Raw genomic sequence first — 18,590 nt, forward strand, 5'->3', positions numbered from 1 at the left:
GTATGTTGAATACTGAAAATAAAGACTCAATGGTTAGAAGAGTACTAGTTGAAAAAAGAGAAGGTTTTGACCTTGAGGCTAAAGCTTTAAAAAAAGACTTGTTAGAAAGTTTACACATAAGCAATATAGAAAATTTAAGAATATTAAATAGATATGATGTAGAGGGAATATCAGAAAAAGTTTATGAAAATGCAGCAAAAACAATATTTTCTGAACCGAATCTAGATGTAGTATATTATGAAGAAATACCAGAGTTAAATGGTGAAAGAGTATTTGCGATAGAATTTCTTCCTGGTCAATATGACCAAAGAGGTGATTGGGCAGCTCAATGTATCCAAATCGTAAATCAAGGTGTAAGACCTGCTATTAATACAGCAAAGGTTTATATATTATCAGGTCAAGTAACTGATGAAGAGTTTTCTAAAATAAAAGATTACTGTATAAATCCAGTAGATAGTAGAGAAGCATCTTTAGAAAAACCAGAAACATTAAAAATGGAAACTGAAATACCAACAACAGTTGAAGTATTAGATGGGTTTATAGATTTAGATGAAGATGGACTAAAAACATTTGTAAGTGAAAAAGGATTAGCAATGACTTTAGGAGACTTACAACACGTTCAAAAATATTTTAAAGATACAGAAAAAAGAAATCCAACTATAACAGAAATAAAAGTTCTAGATACTTACTGGTCTGATCATTGTAGACACACTACTTTTATGACTGAAATAGAAAATGTAAAGATAGAAGATGGTAAGTTTAATGATATAGTAAAAGAAGCGTATCAAATGTATCTTAACTCAAGAGACAATGTATATGTGAACAGACATAAAGATATATGTTTGATGGATATAGCTACAGTTGCAGTAAAAGAATTAAAGAAAAATAGAAAATTAAATGACCTAGATGAAAGTGAAGAGATAAATGCATGTAGTATAAATGTAGATGTTGAAGTTGATGGTAAGATGGAAAAATATTTAGTAATGTTTAAAAATGAAACTCATAACCATCCAACTGAAATAGAACCATTTGGTGGAGCAGCTACTTGTCTAGGTGGAGCTATAAGAGACCCATTATCAGGAAGAAGTTATGTTTACCAAGCAATGCGTGTTACAGGAAGTGCTGACCCAAGAACAACTTTAGAGGATACTTTACCTGGAAAACTTATGCAGAGAAAAATTACTACAGAAGCTGCTCATGGTTATAGTTCATATGGTAACCAGATAGGTCTTACAACTGGACAAGTTGCAGAAGTATATGATGAAAACTTCGTTGCAAAGAGAATGGAAATAGGCGCAGTTATAGCAGCAGCACCAAAAGAAAATGTAGTAAGAGAAAGACCAGAAGCAGGAGATGTAATAGTTCTTCTTGGAGGAAAAACAGGAAGAGATGGTTGTGGAGGAGCAACTGGTTCATCTAAAGAGCATAGTGAAGAATCAATATTAACTTGTAGTGCAGAAGTTCAAAAAGGAGATGCTCCTAACGAAAGAAAAATACAAAGATTCTTTAGAAATAAAGAAGTTGCTCAAATGATAAAAAGATGTAATGACTTTGGAGCAGGTGGAGTTTGTGTGGCTATAGGTGAGATTGCTGATAGTTTGGACATAAACTTAGATTTAGTGCCTAAAAAGTACGATGGACTTGATGGAACTGAACTTTCAATTTCAGAATCACAAGAGCGTATGGCTGTGGCTATAAAAAAAGAAAATAAAGATAAATTTATACAATTAGCAGTAGAAGAAAACTTAGAAGCTACACATGTAGCTACAGTAACTGATACAGGATATTTAAGAATGTTCTGGAATGGAAAAGCAATTGTAGATATAAATAGAGAGTTTTTGGATACAAATGGAGTAAAACAAACTACTGATGTCCATGTTACTAAAGTAGATGAAGAAAATACATTCTTTAACTCTAATGAAATAGTAAAAGACGTTAAATGTGCAAGTATGAAAGATAAATTTACAAAAGTATTATCTGACCTTAATGTTTGTTCTCAAAAAGGATTAGTTGAGATGTTTGATAATACAATTGGTGGCAATACAGTACTTATGCCATTTGGTGGAAAGTACCAAGCTACTCCAACTCAAGGTATGGTTGCTAAGATACCAGTACTTGGTGGAGAAACTAATACTTCTACAATAATGACTTATGGATACAATCCAAAGGTAGGAAAATGGAGTCCATTCCATGGTGCTTTATATGCAGTAGTAGAATCTGTGTGTAAATTGGTTGCTATTGGAGGAAATTACAGTACAACAAGACTTACATTCCAAGAGTATTTTGAGAAACTTGGTAACAATCCAGAAAAATGGGGTAAACCATTCTCAGCACTTTTAGGAGCATTCTATGCACAAAGTAAATTTGAGATACCTGCTATAGGTGGAAAAGACAGTATGTCTGGTACATTTAAAGATATTGAAGTTCCGCCAACATTAGTTTCATTTGCTGTTGATACAGTAGATGCTAGAAAAGTAGTATCTCCAGAATTTAAAAAAGCAGACTCAAAAGTAGTAATGTTATGTGTAAATAAATCAGAAAATGATGTTATAGATTTTGAAGAATTAAAGAAAAACTTGGATAAAGTAAGAGAACTTATACATGGAAATAAAGTTTTATCAACATATGCATTAGGATTTGCAGGTGTTGGTGAAGCAATAAGTAAAATGTCTTTTGGTAATAAAGTAGGATTTAAGTTTAGTGAAGAAGCTGAAAAGGCACTTACAGATGATAAATTATTTGAGGCTAGTTATGGAAATATAGTACTTGAATTAGCAAATGATGATTTAAGTATTTTAGATGGATATAATTACATGGTTCTTGGAAGTACAGTTAAAGAAGCTAGTTTATTCATCAAAGGTGAAGAACTTTCATTAGATGAATTATATAAAGCACATTGTAGTACTTTAGAGCCTATATTCCCAACTAAAGCAGAAGAAGTAAAATCAAAAATAGAGACTATAAGTTATATATCACAAGGGGAGGCTAAAAAATCATCATTAAGTATAGCTACTCCAAGAGTATTTATACCAGCATTCCCTGGAACAAACTGTGAATATGATTCTGCAAGAGCATTTGAAAGAGCAGGAGCTAATGCAAATATAAGAGTATTCAAGAATTTAACTTATAAAGATATAGAAGATTCTATAGATACAATAGTAAATGAGATAAAATCTTCTCAAATAATAATGTTACCAGGTGGATTTAGTGCAGGTGATGAGCCAGATGGTTCTGGTAAATTTATAGCTACTGTATTTAGAAATCCTAGAGTACAAGAAGCTATAAATGAGTTTTTAACTAAAAAAGATGGTCTAATGCTAGGTATTTGTAATGGATTCCAGGTATTAATCAAATTAGGATTAGTTCCATATGGGGAAATAAGAGTTCAAAGTGAAAATGCACCAACACTTACTTACAACAATATTGGTCGTCATCAAGCTAAGATTGCTAGAACTAGAATTTCTTCTAATAAGTCTCCTTGGCTGGCTCAAACTAATGTTGGTGATATTCACAATATAGCAGTTTCTCATGGAGAAGGTAAATTTGTTGCTAGTGAAGAAGTTATGAGAGAATTAATTGCTAATGGACAAGTAGCAACTCAATATGTTGATTTTAATAATGAGGCTACTTATGATATTGAATTTAATCCAAATGGTTCATTCTATGCTGTTGAAGGTATAACTAGTGTTGATGGTAGAGTGTTTGGTAAGATGGGACATTCTGAGAGAATTGGTGAGGCAGTATATAAGAATATCATAGGTGAAAAAGACCAAATGATATTTGAATCTGGAGTTAAGTATTTTAGATAAGATTTTAAGAATTAATATAAAATTACAATATATATTTTAGATATCTGAAATTAAGGAGATGTAATAATATGATGATAATCATCTAATAATACATCTCTTTTTTATTTACATAAAAAATAAGATGTATTATATCTAGGTTAAAAAATAAGATATGTTATAATTAATTACTAAGAGAAGTTAAATATTTATTGGAGGGCAAACATAATCAATGAAAGTATTAATAACAGGGTCTAATGGTCAATTAGGAAGAGAATTGGTCAATCAATTAAAATCAATCAATCAAAGTATAGATCAACCAAAGTATGACACATTAGCCACGACAAGGGATGATTTGGATATATCTAATCAAACTAACGTGGATAGTTTTATTTCGGATAATAAGCCTGATATAGTGATAAACTGTGCAGCATACTCAAAAGTTGATGAATGTGAAGACAATATAGAAACTGCATACAAAATGAATGCTTTAGGAGTTAAAAATTTAGCAATAGCATCAGAAAAAGTAAATGCCAAATTTGTACATATATCAACTGACTATGTATTCGATGGTCTTTCTAAGTACCCATATAGAGAAGACAATAAAACTGAGCCCAATTCTGTGTATGGAAGTAGTAAACTAATGGGAGAAAACTTTGTGCAAAGATTCTCACATAAATACTTTATATTGAGAACAGCATGGTTATATGGTGATGGAAATAATTTTGTGAAGACTATGATAAGGCTATCTGTAGAAAATAAAGAAATTAGTGTGGTTGATGACCAATTTGGAAGTCCAACAAGCACTGTGGACTTATCAAAGGCTATAATAAATCTTATGGAAACAGATAATTATGGAGTTTATCATGCTACATGTGAAGGTGAGTGTAGTTGGTATGATTTTGCTAAAAAGATATTTGAATTAAAAAATATAGATATAAAAGTAAATCCAATTAAAAGTGAAGATTTTAAAAGCAAAGCTCAAAGGCCAGCATATTCTGTACTAGATAATTTTATGTTGAAATTAATTGGATTGAATTCGTTTAGGAAGTGGGAGGAGTCTATTGAAGAGTATTTAAAGAAACATTAAATCAATATAAGGTAAACATACTATTTTTAGAAAATAAAATAAGATATTACATAAAATATAAATATTTCTTTTATTTATCCGATAATCATAATATAACAAAAACAAATTTAAGGATGGAATAAATATGAAAGGAATTATTTTAGCAGGAGGATCTGGGACAAGACTATACCCAATAACAAAATGTATATCAAAACAAACACTTCCTATATACGACAAACCAATGATATATTATCCTATGTCAGTTCTTATGTTGGCAGGGATACAAGAAATACTCATAATATCTACACCAAGAGATATAACAGCGTTTCAGGATTTGTTTGAAGATGGAAGTTCATTAGGGCTTAAAATAACATATGAAATTCAGGAAAAACCAAATGGAATTGCTGAAGCATTTATAATAGGAGAAGAATTTATAGGAAATGATAGTGTTTGCCTTGTACTAGGCGATAATATATTTTATGGATATGGATTTAGTGAAAGATTAGAAAATGCAGTCAAAAGGGATGGAGCAACTATATTTGGTTATCATGTTAGCAATCCGAATTCGTTTGGTGTTGTAGAATTTGATAAAGATTTCAATGTATTATCAATAGAAGAGAAACCTAAGATACCTAAATCCAATTATGCCATACCAGGATTGTATTTTTATGACAATGATGTTGTGGAAATAGCAAAGCTTACCAAGCCATCATATAGGGGTGAATTAGAAATAACTTCTATTAACAATGAGTATTTAAAACGAGGAAAACTAAAAGTAGAACTTTTAGGAAGAGGTATGGCTTGGTTGGATACAGGCACACATAAGGGTTTATTGGATGCTTCTAATTATGTTGAAGTAGTTCAAACAAGACAAGGATTATATATAGCATGTCTAGAGGAAATTGCATATACAAAAGGGTATATAAGTAGAGAGGAATTAATAGAACTATCCAAGCCACTGATAAAAACTGAGTATGGCCAGTATCTATTAAACTTAGCTAGAGAAGATATGTAGTATTACATAAAATTTATTACTAATTTTATTTTACTAAGGGAGTTTATTATAATGGGAAAATTCAATTTTATAAAGACAGAAATAGAAGGCTTATATATAGTTGAGCCAAATGCATTTTATGATGACAGAGGATATTTTATGGAAAGTTATAATAAGAAGGAGTTTTTGGAGTTTGGACTTGATATGTGTTTTGTTCAAGATAATGAATCCAGCTCTAGAAAAGGTGTTTTAAGAGGCATGCATTTTCAAAATAAGTATCCTCAAGGAAAATTAGTTAGAGTTACAGAGGGCGAAGTTTTTGACGTTGCAGTTGATTTAAGAAAACATTCACAGACATTTGGAAAGTGGCAAGGAGTAATATTGTCAGATAAAAACAAAAAGCAATTTTATATTCCAGAAGGTTTCGCTCATGGTTTTTTAGTTTTATCAGACAAAGCTATATTTAGTTATAAGTGTACAAATTATTATTATCCAGAATTTGAAATGGGTTTTATGTGGAATGATAAGTATGTATCTATTGACTGGCCTTTAAAAGGGATTGAAGAGATATTTTTGTCATCAAAGGATAAAAACCATAAGGATTTTAAAGATATTTGTATGGAACTTTAATAAAAGTTTATGAGAATTGACATTTGGGAGAGAAAATATGAAAAAAATATTAATAACTGGAGGAGCAGGCTTTATTGGGAGTAACTTTGCACATTATATACTCAATAAGTATGTAGATTATTTTATTGTTAATTTAGATTTATTAACATATGCTGGTAATTTGGAAACACTAAGAGAAATACAAGATAAGCCAAATTATAAATTTGTCAAGGGAGACATCTCAAACAAGGAGCAGGTTTATAAACTATTTGAAGAAGAAAAATTTGATATAGTTGTTAACTTTGCTGCTGAATCTCATGTGGATAGATCAGTTGAAAATCCACAGCTATTTATCCAAACAAATGTTATGGGAACACAAGTACTTTTAGATGCATCCAGAAAGTATGGAATAAAAAGGTATCATCAAATTTCTACAGATGAAGTTTATGGTGATTTGCCAATTAATAGAAAGGATTTATTTTTTACAGAAAAATCAGCTATTAACCCAAGCTCACCTTACTCAGCATCTAAGGCAGCTGCAGACTTATTGGTAAGTTCTTACTACAGGACATATGGACTTCCAACAACTATATCTAGGTGCTCTAATAATTATGGACCATATCATTTTCCTGAAAAATTGATTCCACTTATGATTTTAAATGCTCTTGAAGACAAACAATTGCCAGTATACGGTAATGGGGAAAATATAAGAGACTGGTTGCATGTATACGACCATTGTACTGCTATAGATTTAATAATACATAAAGGAAAAATTGGTGAGGTTTATAATATAGGTGGTCATAATGAAAGAAGTAATATAGAGGTAGTAAAGAGTATATTAAATCTTTTAGGTAAATCTGAGGATTTAATATCCTATGTAAATGATAGACCTGGTCATGATTTAAGATATGCTATTGACCCATCTAAAATAGAGAATGAGCTAGGTTGGAAGGCAAAATATGATTTTGATTTAGGTATAAAAGAAACGGTTAAATGGTATGTAGAACATGAATATTGGTGGAAAGCTATTTTATCAGTTTAATTTTGAAGTTTATAAAATTTAGAAAGGGGAGTTTTATATTGAATGATATAAGTTCACTAATTAATCTATTGGCATTGAGTCAATTATCTGGTAGCAACACTGCAAATCAGTGTAACTGTACATATAATAATTCATCTGGGTTTGACATGATTATGATGACCTTATTAAAAGCAATATCACAAAATAATCAACAGACTTCTAATGTATACAATTTATCATCTAGTTCTGAAAAGTTATTTAATGAGCTTGATAATGTAGTAAATAATACAACTAGTAGATTTATAGATGTTGATACAAAAGATAAAAGTGTAAAGACAAGAATTGAAAATGCTGTAGAGCAAGCATCAAAAAAATACAATGTAGATTCGAATCTTATAAAAGCAATAATTAAAGTTGAATCAGATTTTAATCCCAATACAGTTTCTTCTGCTGGAGCTAAGGGTCTTATGCAACTTATGCCAGAAAATTGCAGAGACTTGGGTGTTACAGACCCTTTTAATATAGAACAAAATATAGATGCAGGAACTAGACATATTAAAGAATATATAGATATGTTTGGAGGTAGCATAGAAATGGGACTGATGGCATATAATGGTGGTCCTGGAAGGATGAAAAGTAGAGGGGTAGAATCTATTTCAGATTTGTATAAAATGCCAAAAGAAACACAAAATTATATTCCTAAAGTTATGAAATATTATAGAGGGTAGGATTTATCATGGGTATAAATATAGATAAGCTAAATATAAGTCCAAGTAGAAATATAGAGGTTAAGAAAACAAAGGAAAAAAATAAGTTTTCTGACAGCCTAAACTTTGTAAAACAATCTTCTTCATTAGATGATATAAAAAGAAATTTAGAAAGTGTAAAAAAGGCTGGTGAAAGGCTTGTACTTACTCAAAATTATGGAGATATTAATAGTTATAAAAATGCTGTAAAAGAATATCTAAAATCTGTCGTAGATAACATGTATTCACTTGATAAAAATAGTAGTTTTTGGGAGCATCAGTATTATAAGAATGTAAAGATTGTTGATAATAAACTTGAAGAGATGACTAGTGAGTTACTTAGTGAAGAAAAAGAAAATATAGATATTGTTTCTACTGTTGATATGATACAAGGCTTGTTGATAGACATGTATAGATAAGATTACACAAGGAGAAACGTTTTATGAATAGTAAAAAAGAGGATATATATGAATTGAATTTTGGACAACTAATAGAAGAAAAGACTGGAGTTATAGAAGAAAATCAAAATGTTTTTAATGCAAAAGTAAATGTATCTGTTTCTATAGGAAAAACAACAGAAACAATAAGAAATATATTAGGTTTAAAAGAAGGCTCTATAATAAAACTAAATAAGAATGTAGATGAGAAATTAGATATATATGCAAATGATAGATTGTTTGCTTATGGAGAAAGCATTATTACAAATGAGAAATTGTCTGTAAGATTGTCTAAAATAGAAGATTCAGATATAAATTAACATTTTAAATAGTATCCCTTTAGGTTATTCTGTATGAGTTTAGCTAAGGGGATATTTTTATAAAAATTTTAAAATGTATGTGAATTATATAAATGTTTTTATTTTCTGAGCGATAACTAAAATATAAGAATGTAATTTTGGAGGTGAAACTATGGATATTAAAAATGTGAGTTCAAATATTGTAATAAATAATTATTTAAAGAACACATCTGATGTAAAAAAAGTACAAGAAGTTCAAAAAACTAATAAAACAGACAAGATAGAACTATCTAAATTTGCAAAGGAAATGGCGAGCGTATCAAATATGAATGATGAGACTATTAGAAATAAAAAAATAGATGAAATAAAAAATGCATTGGAAAGTGGAACTTACAAAATAAAACCAGAAGAAATTGCTAAAAAAATGATAGAAGATATGCGAGGATAAAGTCATGATTACAGACTTAAAAGTTATAATATATGAAGAAAAAAAGATACTTAGTAATATGATGGAATTATTAAAAGAACAATTTGATTATATAGTTGTAAAAGATATAGAAAATTTAAATAGGTTAAATCCTAAACTAGAAGATATCAGTAGAGAACTTGCATCTACAGAGATAAAGAGAAGACAACTTCTTAATGATGATGTTCCAATGAGTGAAGTTGTTGAAAATAGTAATGATGAATATTTAAAAGAAATATATACAGATTTAAAGCATATTATTGCTTTAGCTAAAAATCAACAAGAGTCAAATGATTCTCTAATAAAAAAAGAACTTATATTTACGAAAAAGATGATTAATTTTATAAAGCCAGTTGATAAACAAACTACAACTTATAATTCTTATGGAAATATTAGAAAATAGATATTGGGAGGAGAAATATGGCAGGATTATTTTCCATTTTAAATACAGCTAATTCAGGTATGAATGCGCATCAAAAAGCAATACAGACAATTTCTCATAATATAAGTAATCTAGATACAGAAGGTTACTCTAGGCAAAGGACTGAATTTGCTACAAATAGTCCAATGTATATGCCCAGCTTGAATAATGCAATTGGACGAGGTCAGCTGGGTACAGGTGTACATGTAACAGATGTAACAAGGGCTAGAAATAGTTTTTATGATTATCAATTTAGAGCAGAAGCTCATAAATATGGTAAGACAGTTTCAAAGTATGACTATTATAATACTATAGAAACTATAATAAATGAACCATCAGATTATGGAATATCTGTAGGTATAGATGATTTTTTTAAAGGATGGGAATCATTAGCAAAGGATATAAATAGTGACAGTAAAAAAAGCCTCGTGGTAGAAAATGCATCAAATTTAGCAACTTTAATAAGTGAAAGTTATAAGAAGCTTGATAAGTTAAAAGGAGATATAGATGATAATATAAACTCTGAAATAAAACAAATAAATGATATGTTAAAAAGTCTTGAAGATTTGAATAAATCTATTGATGTTATATCTGGCTCTGGTTCTACTCCAAATGATTTACTTGATGAAAGAGATAGAATATTAGATGACTTAAGTTTTAAATTAGACCTTGAAAATAGTGATGTTAAAAATATGCTTGCAGATGGTAAATTAGAACTTAATGAATTAAAAAATGTAGATGGAACTTGGAAAACAGGTGTATCAGGAACATTACAAGGTTTGTTTGAAATGCATGGTAAGGTTGATACATATAAAAGTGATTTAAAAGATGTGTCTGATGGATTAGCTAAACAGATAAATGATGTTTATAATACCTCCGCTGGAATAACCGTAACAGATTTTTTTATAACTTCAAATGTAGCTGGTGAAGATATCATAAAGGTAAATCCAGCTATAAAGAATAACCCAAATGAATTAAAGCTTACTGCTGATGAGGCTTCAAAAATTGCTAAGTTAAAGGATGAAAAAATAGATATTGGGGTAGGTGGTGGAAAAGTAAGTACAATAAGTGACCACTATAAAGCTTTTGCAGAATCAGTAGGTTTAGATTCTAAAAAAGTAAATCAAGATGAAGTGAATCAACGAAAAATTATAAATAATATTGATAGCTCACGAATGAGTGTTTCAGGTGTATCCCTAGATGAAGAAATGACAGAGCTTATAAAAGTACAACGTTCCTATCAAGCTAGTGCAAAAGTTATGTCAACAGCTGTTCAACTACTGGATGTTGTAATAAATGGAATAATTTAATAGAAGGGGGAATTTATAATGAGAGTTAGTACAGGTATGATGTCTAGTAGTTATCTAAACTCGCTACAAGATAATCTACAAAGATTAGATAAGGTTAATAGACAAGTTAATACAACAAAAGAAATAAACAAATTATCAGATAATCCGTATAAAGCAATAAAAATATTGAACTCAAAGAGTGAAATAAAAACTATGGAGACTTATGTTGAGAATTGCAAAGATACGGGCGATTGGTTAGAAACTACTGATACTGCATTAGACCAACTTGGTAAATTACTATCAGATATAAAGAAAACTTTGGTAGCAAGTGGTGATGGTGCATATTCAGAGGGAGAGCTAACAACCCTTAGTAAAGAAACTAATGAAAAAATGAAAGAAATTGCAAATGCTTTAAATGCGACACATGAAGGGAAATATATATTTTCAGGTTCAAATACAGGTATACCACCTGTTGAATGTATAGATAATGCTGATGGCTCAGTGAGTTTAAAGTTTAATTCTAGTATAAATCTTAATAAATTAAATGATTCTTTGAGTATGGACATAGCTCAAGGAATAAGTGTAGATTACAATGTTAAATTGAGTAGTCTTGGATTTGACCCAACACAGGCTGACCCATTTAAAGAGTTAAATAACATATCAAAAAAATTGGCAAATCCAGATGCTGATGCTATAAAAGAGCTGACAACAACTTGTCTAGGTGATATGGAGAAACTAATAGAAAATACAGTAAATGTTAGGTCTATATATGGAACAAAAGCAAATACAGTAGAGGCTATGAAGGAGAAAAATGATGATAGCTTGATACAGTTAAAGGATATTCTTTCACAAAATGAGGAAATAGATTATGGAGAAAAGCTTGTTCAATTAAAGGCAGCAGAGTTAACTTATCAAGCTTCACTACAAACAGGAGGAAAGTTATTTAATGTATCTATATTAGATTACATATAGTAAAATAACGCAGATATGATGAAGGTTACATTAAAAAAAGGAATACTAGGATTTGAAGATTTAAGAGAATATGAACTTTTAGATATAGAAAATAATGATGTTTTAAAAGAATTTAATTCTACTGAAGAAGATTGTATAGGATTCATTGTTGTATCACCATTTGAAATTATGAATGAATATGAAGTATTTTTAAGTCAAGAGACAATTGAAAAACTAGATATAAAGTCTCCAAATGAGATTATGTTATTTAACATAATCACTGTTGGAAGGACACTTGAAGAATCAACTGTGAACATGAAAGCTCCTATAGTAATAAATATAAGAAATAATTTTGCAATGCAAATAATATTACCGGATGAGGAATATTCAATCAAGCATCCACTATTGCGAGGTGATGGTGGGTGCTAGTAATTTCAAGAAAAAAAGATGAAGCAGTACTTATAGGAGATAACATAGAAGTCAAAGTTGTAGGAGTAGATGGAAATAATATAAAACTAGCTATATCTGCTCCTAATAACATAACTATATTGAGAAAAGAAATATATGAGAAAGTAAAAAGTGAAAATATAAAGGCCACAAATAAAAATATAAAAATTCTAAAATCATTAAAATAAAATGTTTGGAGGAAGTAGTATTATGTATGGAGAAAATCCTTATAATTCGTACAAGCAAAATGCAGTTTTTATGGCATCAAAGGAGCAACTGTTGCTTATGCTTGTTGATGGCACAGTAAAATATACAAAAATAGCCAGAGCAGCTATTATAGATAAAAATACACAGAGAGCACATAGAGAGCTTATAAGAGTTCAGGATATATTTACAGAATTGATGGTTACATTGGACCAAAGCGCAGGGCAATGGGCAAAAGATATGTACAAAGTTTATGATTTTGTAAGATATGAACTTTCAAGAGCCAATATTAGAAAAGATATTAAAATAATAGATAATGTGTTACCTGTAATAGAACAAATTAAAGATACATGGCATGAAGCTGATAAAAAAAGTAAAGAAGAAAGAAGTAGGTATAAATAATGGATTTAAATTTAGATAAACTAAATGAGTTATCACAAGAAGAGTTATTACTACTGCTTGTAGATGGGACAGTAAAATATACTAATATATCAAGGGATGCACTTTTAGATAAGGATTATTTAAAAGCACATAATGAACTTGTAAGAGTTCAAAATATATTTACAGAACTAATGACTACATTAGACCAAAATGCAGGGCAATGGGCAAAGGATATGTATAAGGTTTATGAATTTACAAAATCTGAATTAATAAGAGCTGATGAAAATAAAGATATTAAAATAGTTGATGATATATTACCAATAGTAAAACAAATCAGAGATACATGGCATGAAGTTTATAATAAATTAGAAATATAATTATAGATGGGGGGATAAATATATGTCGAGTATAAGTCCTATAAGAGTTACAGGCCTTTCAGGAAATTTTGATATGGAAGGTATAATAGAAGCTAGTATGACAAGAGATAAGGAAAAAGTTGATAAAGCAAAACAGGATCAACAAATAGTTAAATGGAAGCAAGAAATATATAGAAATATTATACAGGAATCAAAGGATCTTTATGATAAATATCTAAGTATAGACTCTCCTAACAGTATAGTAAGTAAAAATGCATACTCTGCTACAAGAATAACTAGTTCTGATGAAAGTATTATAGTAGCAAAAGGGTCAGCTGGTGCAGAAAAAATAAATTATCAGTTTGCAGTTTCTCAAATGGCTGAACCAGCAAAAGTGACTATTAAATTAAACTCAAGTGATCCTATTGTTCAACAATTTCCACCAAATGCTAGTGGAGCTAGTTCTTTAACTATAGGAGGTGTAAATGTACCTATATCTGAACAAGATACTACAAGTACTATTGTAAGCAAAATAAATTCACTTTGTGCAGATAGCGATATAAAGGCTTCTTATAGTGAGATGACAGGTGAATTGATTATTTCGAGAAAACAGACTGGTTCGTCATCAGAACTTGATTTAAAAGTAAATGGGAATGATAATTTAGCTCAACAAATTGCTGATGATAATGGTATTACATTTGGAACTGATACTAGTGGAAGTAAGTTTGCAGTAGTAAATGGGAAGAATATGGAAGCTGATGTAACTGATGAGCAAGGAAGAGTAACGCATATAAGTAAGGAACAGAACTCATTTAAAATAGATAATATTGATTACAATGTAAATTCAAAAGGTACTTCCAAACTAGTTTCTATTACTGATACTGAAGAAGCTACTAAAAACATGAAGGCATTTGTAGATGATTATAATAAGTTGATGGATAAGGTTTATGGACTTGTTACTACTAAAAAACCAAAAGATTATCCTCCTCTTACAGATGATCAAAAAGAAGACATGACAACTGAGGAAATAGAAAAATGGGAAAAAAAGGCTAAAGAAGGTATACTTAGAAATGATGATGAACTAAGAGCTTTTGTTGAAGATATTCAATCTGCATTTTTTGGAGATGGAAAAAATATTTCTATATTAAGTAAACTAGGGATAAATGAACATGAGAACTATAATAAGAAAGGTCAAATATCATTTAATGCAGATGATTTTTCAAAAGCTCTTATAGATGATAGTGACAAAGTGTACAAAACTTTAGCTGGGTATTCTTCAAATTATGATGATAAAGGAATGTTTGAAAAACTAAAAGATATTGTATATGATTATTCAGGAAGCTCATTTTCTAAACTTGTTAAAAAATCTGGGATAGAAAAGACTTCTTCTGCCAGTGAAAATGTATATTCAAAACAAATTGCAGAGCAAGAGAAAAATATAAACAGACTAGTTGAAAAAATGAATGATAAGGAAAAAAGTCTTTATGCTAAATATTCAGCTTTGGAGTCTTTATTAAATCAATATTCTTCTCAGATGAACTATTTCTCACAAGCACAAGGTAATTAGTCATGGATAAATTAGAAGAAAAAATAAATTTATATAAAGATATATCTTTACAAATTATAGCCCTGATTAAAAAAGAGGAGTATAAAAATATAAGTAATAGGATAAATGAGAGGCAAGATATTATAAATAGTATAAGTGAAGTGGATAAAAATGATTTTATACAGCTTTATAATGATATGGAATTAATTGAAATTGATGATAGAATAAGAAACTCTTTACAAGAGCAGTTGTCAGAGGTAAAAAAAGAGTTACATGAGTACAAGCTTACTAAACAAGTAAACACGATGTACTATAGCTTAAATAGAGAAAAAGTAAATATTTTTAATAAAAAAGTATAAAGTTATATGTGAGCTTGTCCGATTATATAAATGAAGAATTAATATAAAAAGTGAAAAGTAGAAATGACAAGGATGTCAACTATACTAAGGAGGGTAAAATAATGAGAGTTAATACAAATGTAAGTGCTTTGATAGCAAACAATCAAATGGGAAGAAACGTAAATGCTCAAAGTAAGTCTATGGAGAAGTTATCTTCTGGGGTTAGAATAAAGAGAGCTGCTGATGATGCTGCTGGACTTGCAATATCTGAGAAAATGAGAGCTCAAATAAAAGGTTTAGACCAAGCAGGAAGAAACGTTCAAGATGGTATATCTGTTGTACAAACAGCAGAGGGTGCATTGGAAGAGACTGGAAATATACTACAAAGAATGAGAACTTTATCAGTACAATCTTCAAATGAAACTAATAATGCCGAAGAAAGAGAAAAAATAGCTAATGAGTTATCACAACTAAAAGATGAAGTTGAAAGAATATCAAGTTCAATAGAGTTTAATGGTAAGAAACTACTTGATGGAAGTTCTACAGAGGTAAGATTACAAGTTGGAGCTAACTATGGAACAAATGTTGCAGGTACAAGTTATAATAACAATGAAATAAAAGTTGCACTAGTAAACACTGCAAGTATAATGAGTTCAGCTGGAATAACAAGTTCTACAATAGCAAGTATGAATGTAGATGGAACTTCAGGAACTGAGGCAGCTAAACAAATGGTATCTAGCTTAGATGCAGCTCTTAAAGAATTAAATACATCAAGAGCTAAATTAGGGGCACAACAAAACAGACTAGAATCAACTCAAACTAACTTAAGTAATACTTTAGAAAATGTTACAGCTGCTGAATCAAGAATAAGAGATACAGATGTAGCTTCAGAAATGGTTAACTTATCTAAAATGAATATATTAGTTCAAGCATCACAATCAATGCTTGCTCAAGCTAATCAACAGCCACAAGGAGTTTTACAATTATTAGGATAAAATAATTTTGTATATTAGATAGAGAAGAAAGAGTAGGGCTTTGCTTTACTCTTTTCTTTTTTAGAAAATATATCTTTGAAAGGAAAATACATATGTTACTTAGTATAGTTATGGTTGTCAAAAACGAAGATAAGATACTTGAAAAAACTTTAAAATCATTAACCACATTAAGAAGTTCTGTAGATAGTGAGCTTATAATAGTCGATACAGGTTCTACAGATGATAGTATAAAAATATCTAGAAAATATACAGAAAATGTATATTTTCATAATTGGAATAATGATTTTTCTAGTATGAGAAATATATCAATATCCTATGCCAAGGGTGAATGGTTACTTATATTAGATGCAGATGAAATACTAATTGATTCTTCAACTATTTTAAGCTTTTTTAAAGATGGGCTTGATAAAAAATTCAATTCTGCTTCTATACAATTAAAAAACCTTTACTCATATGATAAAAAATCATATGGATATTGTTCAGTACTAAGACTTTTCAAAAACATTGACTTTAAATATCGTGGTAAAGTACATGAACAACCAATGTACAAAAATCCTATATTTAATAATGTTGCTAATTTTGAACATTATGGATATTTATTTGAAGATGAAGAAATAAGGATAAACAAAGTAAAAAGAAATGAAGCATTATTATTTGAAGAGTTAAAAGAGAATGAAAGTTCTCCATATATAAATTATCAGTTAGGTAAAAATTTTATTATATTAGGAAAATATCAAGAAGCTTTAGATTATCTTGAAAAATCTTATGAATTATACTCTGAACTAGAATCTGCACCTGGTTACTTGATAACAAGCCTTGTAAAAACATATTTATATTTAGGAAAGCATAAGAAGTGTGAAAAATTATGTCTAAAATACATTAAGAAAGATATGAATAATATTGATATATATTATTATATGGCGCGAGCGCAAGTAGATTTAGGTAAATATGAGAATAGTATAGATTCGTATAGAAGATATCTTTATTTGTTAGATAATTATGAAATAAGTACACAAGCAAATAGTTTATTTTCAGATACTGATACTGTAGGGCTTAGAGATGAAGCCATTATTACGCTAATAAAAGTTTATTATAAGCTTGAAAAATATGATTCAGTAATTTTGGAATACAACAATATTGAAGATATTGAAAAAAGGAAAAATGTGTATTTTAGTGTATTTATGTCCTTATATAAATTAAATAGATTTGAAGATATAAAAAAATATTATAAAGAAGTTCCAAATTCTAAGGTTGAAAAAAATAGTTTTTATAGAAATATAGAAGAAGTTATCAATAATCTCAAAGACGATGAAAAAGAGTATGTATATAAAACTCTTTGTGATATTGAAGGTAATTATGGTCTTTTAAATCAGATAAGAATAAATAAATATGTATCTATAGATAGACGCAAAGAAATACTCAATGAAGAAAAAGAAGTAATTTATGCGTATATTATAAAAACAGTTTTTGAAGAACGTATTGATTTGTTAGATATTTTTTATGAAATGGAATATGTATGGATAGAGAAATATCTAAAATATCTTTTAGCTTTTGAAAGAAGTTTTAATCTAAAACTATATAAATACATAATTAATCGTCCAAATACATCAGAAATAGAAAAGATAAGAGTATATAAAGTTATATCTAAAGTAGTTTTAGAAAACATTAGTTTAAGTGACGAAAAGTATAAGGATATTTTTTATCTTTATATAATGTACTCTTATAAATACATAAAATACATATACAGTAATCTAAATGATTTTGAATTAATAAAGTTTGTTTGTAATGATTTAGATAAATTTACTATAGAATTTAAACATATACTTGATATTAAAAATAAGGTAAATGATGATAATGAAAAATTAGAATATATACGTAATCTGAAGAAATTACTAAATGAATATCCTTTTTATAATAAAATAATAAAAATACTTATAAATGAATTTGAAGAAACTGTAAAAGAAAGTCAAGAATTTAAAGAATTAAAAAATAGCTTTATTATTAGTATAGAAAATATGATTGAAAATGGGAAAATAAATGATGCAAAATTATTAGTAGAAGACTACTCAAAAACATTTATGGATGATGTACAAATTTTAAATATAAAGGGAATTTTATATCTGTTTGAAGATAAGCTTGATGAAGCTGATTTTATATTAAAAAAGGCATTATCATTAGATGTAGAAAATGAAGATACTATATATAATATAGAATACTTAAAAAGTTTAAGATAAAC

General features: G+C 28.9%; 20 protein-coding genes. All 20 read left to right on the plus strand.

The features are described 5' to 3' along the window. The first annotated feature begins 2 nt into the window (after window positions 1-2). Window positions 3-3,809: a phosphoribosylformylglycinamidine synthase gene (locus ACTG45_RS01700; RefSeq protein ID WP_479919675.1), complete on the plus strand. Its 3,807-nt coding sequence runs from the start codon at window positions 3-5 to the stop codon at window positions 3,807-3,809. 208 nt (window positions 3,810-4,017) lie between these two features. Then, window positions 4,018-4,875 (plus strand): dTDP-4-dehydrorhamnose reductase, encoded by an 858-nt coding sequence (gene rfbD / locus ACTG45_RS01705; RefSeq protein ID WP_479917925.1) that lies wholly within the window; start codon window positions 4,018-4,020, stop codon window positions 4,873-4,875. 124 nt (window positions 4,876-4,999) lie between these two features. Next, a complete protein-coding gene (rfbA, locus tag ACTG45_RS01710) occupies window positions 5,000-5,869 on the plus strand; it encodes a glucose-1-phosphate thymidylyltransferase RfbA (protein WP_479917926.1) in 870 nt (289 codons plus the stop codon). A 51-nt stretch (window positions 5,870-5,920) separates the two neighbouring features. After that, a complete protein-coding gene (gene rfbC / locus ACTG45_RS01715; protein ID WP_479919676.1) occupies window positions 5,921-6,478 on the plus strand; it encodes a dTDP-4-dehydrorhamnose 3,5-epimerase in 558 nt (185 codons plus the stop codon). Window positions 6,479-6,515: 37 nt separating this feature from the next. Beyond that, a complete protein-coding gene (gene rfbB / locus ACTG45_RS01720) occupies window positions 6,516-7,499 on the plus strand; it encodes a dTDP-glucose 4,6-dehydratase (RefSeq protein WP_479917928.1) in 984 nt (327 codons plus the stop codon). A gap of 38 nt (window positions 7,500-7,537) precedes the next feature. Then, window positions 7,538-8,206 (plus strand): lytic transglycosylase domain-containing protein, encoded by a 669-nt coding sequence (locus tag ACTG45_RS01725; protein ID WP_479919677.1) that lies wholly within the window; start codon window positions 7,538-7,540, stop codon window positions 8,204-8,206. Between the two features lie 8 nt (window positions 8,207-8,214). After that, entirely contained in the window at window positions 8,215-8,643 is a 429-nt protein-coding gene (locus tag ACTG45_RS01730) for a YaaR family protein (protein WP_479917930.1), read from the plus strand. Between the two features lie 23 nt (window positions 8,644-8,666). Continuing rightward, window positions 8,667-8,981 carry a FliM/FliN family flagellar motor switch protein gene (locus ACTG45_RS01735; RefSeq protein ID WP_479917931.1) on the plus strand — a complete coding sequence of 105 codons (315 nt, stop codon included), beginning with the start codon at window positions 8,667-8,669 and terminating at the stop codon, window positions 8,979-8,981. A 151-nt stretch (window positions 8,982-9,132) separates the two neighbouring features. After that, window positions 9,133-9,408 carry a flagellar biosynthesis anti-sigma factor FlgM gene (gene flgM / locus ACTG45_RS01740; protein ID WP_054268788.1) on the plus strand — a complete coding sequence of 92 codons (276 nt, stop codon included), beginning with the start codon at window positions 9,133-9,135 and terminating at the stop codon, window positions 9,406-9,408. A gap of 4 nt (window positions 9,409-9,412) precedes the next feature. Then, the gene (locus tag ACTG45_RS01745; RefSeq protein WP_479917932.1) at window positions 9,413-9,829 is read left to right on the plus strand and encodes a flagellar protein FlgN; all 417 of its coding nucleotides are present in this window, start codon (window positions 9,413-9,415) and stop codon (window positions 9,827-9,829) included. A 17-nt stretch (window positions 9,830-9,846) separates the two neighbouring features. Continuing rightward, entirely contained in the window at window positions 9,847-11,157 is a 1,311-nt protein-coding gene (gene flgK / locus ACTG45_RS01750) for a flagellar hook-associated protein FlgK (protein ID WP_479917933.1), read from the plus strand. 18 nt (window positions 11,158-11,175) lie between these two features. Further along, window positions 11,176-12,108 carry a flagellin N-terminal helical domain-containing protein gene (locus ACTG45_RS01755; protein ID WP_021382616.1) on the plus strand — a complete coding sequence of 311 codons (933 nt, stop codon included), beginning with the start codon at window positions 11,176-11,178 and terminating at the stop codon, window positions 12,106-12,108. A gap of 15 nt (window positions 12,109-12,123) precedes the next feature. After that, window positions 12,124-12,516, plus strand: a complete 393-nt coding sequence (locus ACTG45_RS01760; protein ID WP_479917934.1) for a flagellar assembly protein FliW — start codon at window positions 12,124-12,126, stop codon at window positions 12,514-12,516. Then, window positions 12,510-12,722: a carbon storage regulator CsrA gene (gene csrA, locus ACTG45_RS01765; protein WP_021382614.1), complete on the plus strand. Its 213-nt coding sequence runs from the start codon at window positions 12,510-12,512 to the stop codon at window positions 12,720-12,722. Before ACTG45_RS01760 ends, csrA begins: the two co-directional genes overlap by 7 nt. Window positions 12,723-12,744: 22 nt before the next feature. After that, window positions 12,745-13,140: a flagellar export chaperone FliS gene (fliS, locus tag ACTG45_RS01770; protein ID WP_479917935.1), complete on the plus strand. Its 396-nt coding sequence runs from the start codon at window positions 12,745-12,747 to the stop codon at window positions 13,138-13,140. Continuing rightward, window positions 13,140-13,496 carry a flagellar export chaperone FliS gene (fliS, locus tag ACTG45_RS01775; RefSeq protein ID WP_479917936.1) on the plus strand — a complete coding sequence of 119 codons (357 nt, stop codon included), beginning with the start codon at window positions 13,140-13,142 and terminating at the stop codon, window positions 13,494-13,496. The genes fliS (ACTG45_RS01770) and fliS (ACTG45_RS01775) overlap by 1 nt, the downstream gene beginning before the upstream one ends. A 22-nt stretch (window positions 13,497-13,518) precedes the next feature. After that, the gene (gene fliD / locus ACTG45_RS01780) at window positions 13,519-15,042 is read left to right on the plus strand and encodes a flagellar filament capping protein FliD (protein ID WP_479917937.1); all 1,524 of its coding nucleotides are present in this window, start codon (window positions 13,519-13,521) and stop codon (window positions 15,040-15,042) included. A 2-nt stretch (window positions 15,043-15,044) separates the two neighbouring features. Continuing rightward, a complete protein-coding gene (locus ACTG45_RS01785) occupies window positions 15,045-15,380 on the plus strand; it encodes a flagellar protein FliT (protein ID WP_479917938.1) in 336 nt (111 codons plus the stop codon). A 101-nt stretch (window positions 15,381-15,481) separates the two neighbouring features. Beyond that, on the plus strand, window positions 15,482-16,354 hold the full coding sequence (locus ACTG45_RS01790; RefSeq protein WP_479917939.1) for a flagellin N-terminal helical domain-containing protein: 873 nt from the start codon (window positions 15,482-15,484) through the stop codon (window positions 16,352-16,354). 92 nt (window positions 16,355-16,446) lie between these two features. Further along, the gene (locus ACTG45_RS01795; protein ID WP_479919678.1) at window positions 16,447-18,588 is read left to right on the plus strand and encodes a glycosyltransferase; all 2,142 of its coding nucleotides are present in this window, start codon (window positions 16,447-16,449) and stop codon (window positions 18,586-18,588) included. Window positions 18,589-18,590: the final 2 nt, after the last annotated feature.

The organism is Clostridioides sp. LIBA-7602 (genome assembly GCF_056688945.1).

What these genes read in the sequence shown, in the direction of transcription:
- ACTG45_RS01700 (WP_479919675.1), top strand. Translation starts at nt 3, where the DNA reads ATGTTGAATACTGAAAATAAAGACTCAATGGTTAGAAGAGTACTAGTT.
- rfbD (WP_479917925.1), top strand. Translation starts at nt 4,018, where the DNA reads ATGAAAGTATTAATAACAGGGTCTAATGGTCAATTAGGAAGAGAATTG.
- rfbA (WP_479917926.1), top strand. Translation starts at nt 5,000, where the DNA reads ATGAAAGGAATTATTTTAGCAGGAGGATCTGGGACAAGACTATACCCA.
- rfbC (WP_479919676.1), top strand. Translation starts at nt 5,921, where the DNA reads ATGGGAAAATTCAATTTTATAAAGACAGAAATAGAAGGCTTATATATA.
- rfbB (WP_479917928.1), top strand. Translation starts at nt 6,516, where the DNA reads ATGAAAAAAATATTAATAACTGGAGGAGCAGGCTTTATTGGGAGTAAC.
- ACTG45_RS01730 (WP_479917930.1), top strand. Translation starts at nt 8,215, where the DNA reads ATGGGTATAAATATAGATAAGCTAAATATAAGTCCAAGTAGAAATATA.
- ACTG45_RS01735 (WP_479917931.1), top strand. Translation starts at nt 8,667, where the DNA reads ATGAATAGTAAAAAAGAGGATATATATGAATTGAATTTTGGACAACTA.
- flgM (WP_054268788.1), top strand. Translation starts at nt 9,133, where the DNA reads ATGGATATTAAAAATGTGAGTTCAAATATTGTAATAAATAATTATTTA.
- ACTG45_RS01745 (WP_479917932.1), top strand. Translation starts at nt 9,413, where the DNA reads ATGATTACAGACTTAAAAGTTATAATATATGAAGAAAAAAAGATACTT.
- flgK (WP_479917933.1), top strand. Translation starts at nt 9,847, where the DNA reads ATGGCAGGATTATTTTCCATTTTAAATACAGCTAATTCAGGTATGAAT.
- ACTG45_RS01755 (WP_021382616.1), top strand. Translation starts at nt 11,176, where the DNA reads ATGAGAGTTAGTACAGGTATGATGTCTAGTAGTTATCTAAACTCGCTA.
- ACTG45_RS01760 (WP_479917934.1), top strand. Translation starts at nt 12,124, where the DNA reads ATGATGAAGGTTACATTAAAAAAAGGAATACTAGGATTTGAAGATTTA.
- fliS (WP_479917935.1), top strand. Translation starts at nt 12,745, where the DNA reads ATGTATGGAGAAAATCCTTATAATTCGTACAAGCAAAATGCAGTTTTT.
- fliS (WP_479917936.1), top strand. Translation starts at nt 13,140, where the DNA reads ATGGATTTAAATTTAGATAAACTAAATGAGTTATCACAAGAAGAGTTA.
- fliD (WP_479917937.1), top strand. Translation starts at nt 13,519, where the DNA reads ATGTCGAGTATAAGTCCTATAAGAGTTACAGGCCTTTCAGGAAATTTT.
- ACTG45_RS01785 (WP_479917938.1), top strand. Translation starts at nt 15,045, where the DNA reads ATGGATAAATTAGAAGAAAAAATAAATTTATATAAAGATATATCTTTA.
- ACTG45_RS01790 (WP_479917939.1), top strand. Translation starts at nt 15,482, where the DNA reads ATGAGAGTTAATACAAATGTAAGTGCTTTGATAGCAAACAATCAAATG.
- ACTG45_RS01795 (WP_479919678.1), top strand. Translation starts at nt 16,447, where the DNA reads ATGTTACTTAGTATAGTTATGGTTGTCAAAAACGAAGATAAGATACTT.